Annotated in this window: 4 protein-coding genes and 1 pseudogene; 4 read left to right on the forward strand and 1 reads right to left on the reverse strand. The window is 39.6% G+C overall.

Annotated elements, in window-relative coordinates:
• The first annotated feature begins 114 nt into the window (after positions 1-114).
• The 4 genes from clpX to QL998_RS08215 all read left to right on the forward strand — a co-directional run bounded on the left by clpX (position 115) and on the right by QL998_RS08215 (position 6466).
• A complete protein-coding gene (gene clpX, locus QL998_RS08200; protein ID WP_002958344.1) occupies positions 115-1398 on the forward strand; it encodes an ATP-dependent protease ATP-binding subunit ClpX in 1284 nt (427 codons plus the stop codon).
• A gap of 151 nt (positions 1399-1549) precedes the next feature.
• Positions 1550-3919 (forward strand): endopeptidase La, encoded by a 2370-nt coding sequence (lon, locus tag QL998_RS08205; protein ID WP_290192503.1) that lies wholly within the window; start codon positions 1550-1552, stop codon positions 3917-3919.
• Positions 3920-4102: 183 nt separating this feature from the next.
• Positions 4103-4393, forward strand: a complete 291-nt coding sequence (locus tag QL998_RS08210) for an HU family DNA-binding protein (RefSeq protein WP_157823336.1) — start codon at positions 4103-4105, stop codon at positions 4391-4393.
• Between the two features lie 171 nt (positions 4394-4564).
• Positions 4565-6466, forward strand: coding sequence for a SurA N-terminal domain-containing protein (locus tag QL998_RS08215; RefSeq protein ID WP_290192504.1), 1902 nt, complete (start codon positions 4565-4567; stop codon positions 6464-6466).
• A gap of 46 nt (positions 6467-6512) precedes the next feature.
• Here the strand turns inward: QL998_RS08215 and QL998_RS08220 are convergent.
• A pseudogene (locus QL998_RS08220) lies at positions 6513-6745 on the reverse strand (IS4 family transposase); the annotation flags it as partial.

The raw sequence follows: 6745 nt of genomic DNA on the forward strand, positions 1-6745 counted from the left end.
CTGTTTGCCACTTTAAGTTACTATGCGAAAACTAATAAATTTTGGTATAGTTAAAGCGTATTGAAATAGCCGCCAACAGTTTTGGTGGCCAACGTAATAAAATGAGGTAGCTGAATGTCTGACACTCCTACAGACGGCGACAAAAGTAATAAATTGTTATACTGCTCTTTTTGTGGCAAAAGCCAACATGAAGTGCGTAAATTAATTGCAGGCCCTTCAGTATACGTTTGTGATGAATGTGTAGAGTTGTGTAACGATATTATCAGGGAAGAGATCAAAGACATTGCTCCTAAGCATGATACGTCTGACAAACTACCTGTACCAAAAGAAATTCGTAAACACTTAGACGATTATGTTATTGGTCAAGATCATGCTAAAAAAGTATTGTCTGTTGCCGTTTATAACCATTATAAACGCCTACGTAACCAATCGACTAAGCAAGACATTGAATTAAGTAAAAGTAATATTTTGCTTATCGGTCCAACAGGTAGTGGTAAAACATTACTTGCAGAAACGTTAGCGCGTCTACTTGATGTGCCGTTTACTATGGCCGATGCCACTACATTAACCGAAGCAGGCTATGTAGGTGAAGATGTTGAAAATATCATTCAAAAGCTTTTACAAAAGTGCGATTACGATGTTGAAAAAGCGCAACGTGGCATTGTTTACATTGATGAAATTGACAAAATTTCTCGTAAATCAGATAACCCGTCAATTACGCGTGATGTATCGGGCGAGGGCGTTCAACAGGCGCTACTTAAACTGATTGAAGGCACCGTTGCTTCTGTTCCACCGCAAGGTGGTCGTAAACATCCGCAACAAGAGTTTTTACAAGTAGATACTTCTAAAATCTTGTTTATTTGTGGTGGCGCATTTTCAGGTTTAGATAAAGTAATTGAGCAACGTAGCCACAAAAATACCGGTATCGGTTTTGGCGTTAGCGTAAAAGAGTCTGCGGCGAGTCGTTCTTTAAGTGAAACATTTAAAGACGTAGAACCAGAAGATTTAGTTAAATACGGCTTAATTCCTGAGTTTATAGGTCGTTTGCCAGTAGTTGCTACGTTAACAGAACTTGACGAAGCTGCTCTTGTGCAAATATTAAGTGAACCTAAAAACGCGATTACTAAACAGTTTTCAGTATTGTTTGGTATGGAAGACGTTGAACTTGAGTTCCGTGATGATGCCTTAGCTGCAATTGCCCACAAAGCAATGGAGCGTAAAACAGGTGCACGTGGTCTTCGTTCAATCGTTGAAGGTGTGTTACTTGATACTATGTACGAACTTCCTTCAATGGATGACGTAAGCAAAGTGGTTATTGATGAAACCGTTATTAAAGGTGAGTCAGACCCAATCTTGATTTATGAAAATAATAAACAAGATAAAGCTGCATCAGAATAGTTTTTAAGCTATTTGAGTGAAGAAAGGAGCCTTAGGCTCCTTTTTTTATAATTAATTTAATCGAGTAAGGGAAAATTGTTGAACTTTAATTAGGTTATCCCCATATACTTGAGTAATCTTTAAAATAAATTAAGTGCGAAGAGAAACTATAATGACGCTTGAGAGAACCGACCGAGTCGAAATCCCAGTCCTTGCACTGCGCGATGTTGTGGTATATCCGCACATGGTGATCCCGCTTTTTGTAGGCCGTGAAAAATCAATAAAATGCCTAGAAGCGGCAATGGACAAAGATAAACAAATTTTCTTGGTTGCACAAAAAGATGCAACTGTAGATGAACCTGAGCAAGAAGATATTTATCGTATCGGCACTATTGCCACTGTACTTCAGTTATTAAAATTACCGGACGGTACAGTTAAAGTTTTAGTAGAAGGTACACAGCGCGCACAAATCGAAGAATTTGTAGATAACGAAGACTTTTTTGTAGCTAATGCTCAATTTATTGAATCTGATTCGGTAGACGAGAAAGAACAAGAAATTTTTATTCGTAGCGCAATTAGCCAGTTTGAAGGCTATGTAAAGCTAAATAAAAAAATTCCTCCTGAAGTACTAACTTCAGTTTCAGGTATTGATGAGCCAGCGCGCCTTGCCGATACAATGGCAGCCCATATGCCATTAAAAGTACCTGAAAAACAAAAAGTGCTAGAAATTTCAAACGTGACAGAACGTCTTGAATATTTAATGGCATTAATGGAAGGTGAAATAGACTTACTGCAAGTTGAGAAAAAAATTCGTACCCGCGTTAAAAAGCAGATGGAAAAGTCACAGCGCGAGTATTACCTCAATGAGCAAATGAAAGCCATTCAAAAAGAATTGGGTGAGCTTGATGATGTACCTGATGAATTTGAAGCACTTAAAAAGCGCATTGAAGAATCGGGTATGCCAACAGAAGCACAAGACAAAGCGACGACAGAGCTTAATAAGCTTAAGATGATGTCGCCAATGTCTGCAGAGGCCACTGTAGTGCGTTCATACATTGATACGTTAATTAACGTACCTTGGAAAAAACGCTCTAAAGTGAAAAAAGACTTACCAGGCGCGCAAAAAATTCTTGATAGCGATCACCATGGCTTAGATAAAGTAAAAGAACGCATTATCGAGTATCTCGCGGTACAACAGCGTACTAATAAGCTTAAAGGGCCAATTTTATGTTTAGTTGGGCCACCAGGTGTTGGTAAAACATCCCTAGGGCAATCTATCGCGCGCTCAACTGGTCGTAAGTATGTGCGTATGGCATTAGGCGGCGTACGTGATGAAGCTGAAATTCGTGGTCATCGCCGTACATATATCGGTTCAATGCCAGGTAAGTTAATTCAAAACATGACAAAAGTGGGCGTTAAAAACCCGTTATTCTTGTTAGATGAAATTGATAAAATGTCAGCTGACATGCGTGGAGACCCAGCATCAGCTCTATTAGAAGTGCTTGATCCTGAGCAAAATAGCCATTTTGCTGATCATTATCTTGAAGTAGATTACGATTTATCTGATGTTATGTTTGTAGCAACATCAAACAGCTTTAACATTCCTGGCCCATTACTGGATCGTATGGAAGTTATTCGCTTATCGGGTTACACCGAAGATGAAAAGCTAAACATTGCAAAAGAGCACTTAATTACTAAACAAGTAAAACGTAACGGCTTAAAAGAGTCTGAAATTGAAATAGAGGATAGTGCAATTATTGGCATTATTCGTTACTACACACGTGAAGCGGGTGTACGTAACCTCGAGCGCGAAATTTCAAAACTATGTCGTAAAGCCGTTAAAAATATCTTACTTGAAAAAGACACTAAAACAGTGACTATCAATCAAGATAACCTAGAAGACTTTTTAGGTGTGCAACGCTTTGATTATGGTAAAGCTGAAGACGGTGACCGTATTGGTCAAGTTACAGGCTTAGCATGGACAGAAGTTGGCGGTGATTTGCTAACAATCGAATGTGCGGCTGTACCAGGTAAAGGCAAGTTAACTTATACCGGTTCACTGGGCGATGTAATGCAAGAGTCGATTCAAGCGGCTATGACGGTAGTACGTAATCGTGCAGATACATTTCGCATAAATAGCGACTTTTACGAAAAGCGTGATATTCACGTACACGTACCTGAAGGCGCAACACCAAAAGATGGCCCAAGTGCGGGTGCAGCAATGGTAACAGGTCTTGTATCTAGCTTAACGGGTAACCCTGTACGAGCAGATGTTGCAATGACCGGTGAAATTACGCTACGTGGTGAAGTACTTCCTATTGGTGGCTTAAAAGAGAAATTATTAGCAGCTCATCGTGGTGGAATTAAAACAGTAATCATTCCAAAAATTAACGAACGTGACTTAAAAGAGATCCCAGAGAACGTGCTGGCAGGTCTTGATATTCACCCAGTTACTTGGATTGACGAGGTGTTAAAGCTTGCTTTAGTGCATCCTGTTGAGAGTTTTTCGGTCGAAACACCTAAAAACCAAGAAAAAAGCTAAAAAAAGTGCTTTTTAGGGCTTTTCAAATCTAAACGGTATGATAAGTTAAGCACTGGTTTTCAAGCCTAGCCCTTATGGGGCGTAGGCTTAAGAAAAATATAATCATGTGAGCATTAAAAGTTTGCTCTACAATTTTCAAAAAAGTGATGTTAGTTTAAAAAACCATCGCTCTTGATAATAACAATGAAAGAGGATGATATTGTGAATAAATCTCAATTAATCGATCAAATCGCAGCTGATGCTGACATTTCTAAAGCGGCTGCAGGTCGTGCACTAGATTCATTCATCGAATCTGTATCTGGCGCGCTAAAAGAAGGCGACTCAGTTGCACTTGTTGGTTTCGGTACTTTCTCAGTACGTGACCGTGCTGCACGTTCAGGCCGTAACCCGCAAACCGGTGAAACAATCCAAATTGCTGCTGCAACTATTCCTGCTTTTAAAGCCGGTAAAGCGCTTAAAGACGCAGTAAACTAATCACTGTTTTAAACACATTAGTTATGGCGAGTGTAAAGTTACTGATTCACCACAACAGATGAATTAAGTAACTTTACCGCCAGTTACTTCAAGTGAAAAAGCGTATCTGGTAAGATACGCTTTTTTTACATGTGACAAGGTAAAATACCTTGATCAAAAAGAGATAAACAAATGCTTGAGAAAATCAGAGAAGGTTCGCAAGGACCTGTAGCCAAAATAATTTTAGGCGCGGTGATTTTATCTTTTGCCTTGGCAGGGATCGGTAGTTACTTAGGTCAAACCACAGAACAACCCGTTGCTGAAGTAAATGGAATTAAAATTAGTCAAACCGATTTTAACCGTGCTTACCAAAATGAACGAAGCCGTTTAGAGCAACAATTTGGTGAATACTTTACACAAATTGCCGCTGATCCAAATTACATGGCGCAAATTCGCCAAGGTGTAGTTGACCGCTTAGTACAACAAGAATTGCAATCACAGCTAGCGGCTGATTTAGGCCTTCGCGTAAGCGACGAAAGTGTACGTAAAACAATTTTAGAACTACCGTACTTTCAAATTGGTGAAAAGTTTAATAACGATCGTTACTTACAAGTAATTCGTCAAATGAACTTTCAACCAGATGCTTTTCGTGAATACCTACGTAAAGATATGACACGTAGTCAGGTAGTATCTGCTGTTGCAGGTACAGACTTTGCACTAGAGAGCGAGCTTAAAAGCGCAATCGCTCTGCAGCAGCAAACTCGTAGTATTGATTACTTAGTTATTAATAAAGAAGCGCTTGCCGCGAACGTAGAAGTATCAGAGCAAGAAGTGTCTGATTACTACGAGCTAAACGCATCACAATTTTTATCTCCAGAGCTTATCTCAGTAAGTTATATTGAGCTTAAAGCATCAGATATTAATGTTGAATCGGTAACCGAGGATGACGTTAAAGCGTATTACGAGCAAAATAAAGCACAATACGTTGAGCCAGAAAAGCGTCGCGTATCACATATCTTAATTGATAACAGTGAAGACGATGACGCAGCAAAAGAAAAAGCCAATGCACTTCATGCACAACTAGAACAAGGTGCAGACTTTGCTGAGTTAGCAGAATCATCATCTGACGATATCGTTAGTGGCGAAATGGGCGGCGATCTTGAATGGATAGAACGTGACGTAATGGACCCTGTATTTGAAGATGCGACTTTCGCACTTCAAAACAAAGGTGACATTTCTGAGGTTGTTGCTTCTGAGTTTGGTTATCACATAATTAAACTTACAGACATTCAACCACAACAAGTTAAAGCGTATGACGATGTTAAAGCTGACTTACGTGCTGAACTAGAACAAGCTGAAAAAGTAGATGCATTTTACGAAAAGCAAACTGAAATGGGTGCACTTGCATTTGAAATTTCAGACCGCTTAGACGATGCTGCAGAAGTTGCTGAAGTGGAAGTTAAATCTACGCCTCTTTTAGCACTTAATGCTCTTCCGGAGCCGTTAAACAGCCCTGCAGTTGTAACAGCACTAACATCAGTTGATTTACTTGAAGATAAAGTAAACTCTGAAGTTATTGAGCTTGGTGAGGAGCATGCAATTATTGTTCGTATTAACGAGCATAAAGCTGCTGCTACTAAACCGCTGGATGAAGTAAGCGAGCAAATTAAAGCGCGTTTAGTTAATGAAAAATCATCAGAGCTTGCTAAAGAAAAAGCGCGTAGCTTATTTGCAGAAGTACAAGCAGGTAAGAGCTTAAATGATGTAGCGAGCGAGCAAAGCTTAACTGTTCGTCAAGAAGCGCAGTTAACACGTCAAAGCTATACTGTTTCACCTGCTATTGTGACTCAAGCATTCAAAATGGCTCACCCAGCAGACTCTGCGATAGTTGAGCTTGTTAATTTAAATAATGGTGATGCAGCAATTGTTGCGCTTAAGTCGGTAACAGATGCACAAGTTGCAGCTAATATTGATCCTCAAGCAAAACAAAGCATTACTATGGCGCAAGCTAATAAAAACTACATAGTGTTTATTGAAGCGCTGAAAGCAAATGCTGAACTTAACTTACCAACGGCTACACAAACTGTTGAATAATTAATTTTAGCTCATAAAGAAAGGCGCTTTTAAAGCTGTCTCTTGATCACAAGTCTGACTCAAGAGATTTTGCTAAATCGTAGCCTTCCAGGATGGCTTGTAACTTAAGCCATCCTTGCCATAACACTTTCACAGATGCACGCCCTGTGCGCTTGGTATCTTTCCAGCCTCCTAACTTTGCCAGTTCCTGATACGCCCATGACATATTTGGAGCAGTTTCAGGCAATGGTGTTTTTATTCTCTTTAACCACAATAACTTCCATGCTTTGGGAGATAACA

The organism is Pseudoalteromonas sp. APC 3691 (assembly GCF_030408135.1).
Taxonomy (GTDB): domain Bacteria; phylum Pseudomonadota; class Gammaproteobacteria; order Enterobacterales; family Alteromonadaceae; genus Pseudoalteromonas.

Excerpts from the sequence above, each read along its gene's own strand:
- QL998_RS08210 (WP_157823336.1), top strand. The coding sequence starts at position 4,103 with ATGAAAGAGGATGATATTGTGAATAAATCTCAATTAATCGATCAAATC.
- QL998_RS08215 (WP_290192504.1), top strand. The coding sequence starts at position 4,565 with ATGCTTGAGAAAATCAGAGAAGGTTCGCAAGGACCTGTAGCCAAAATA.
- clpX (WP_002958344.1), top strand. The coding sequence starts at position 115 with ATGTCTGACACTCCTACAGACGGCGACAAAAGTAATAAATTGTTATAC.
- lon (WP_290192503.1), top strand. The coding sequence starts at position 1,550 with ATGACGCTTGAGAGAACCGACCGAGTCGAAATCCCAGTCCTTGCACTG.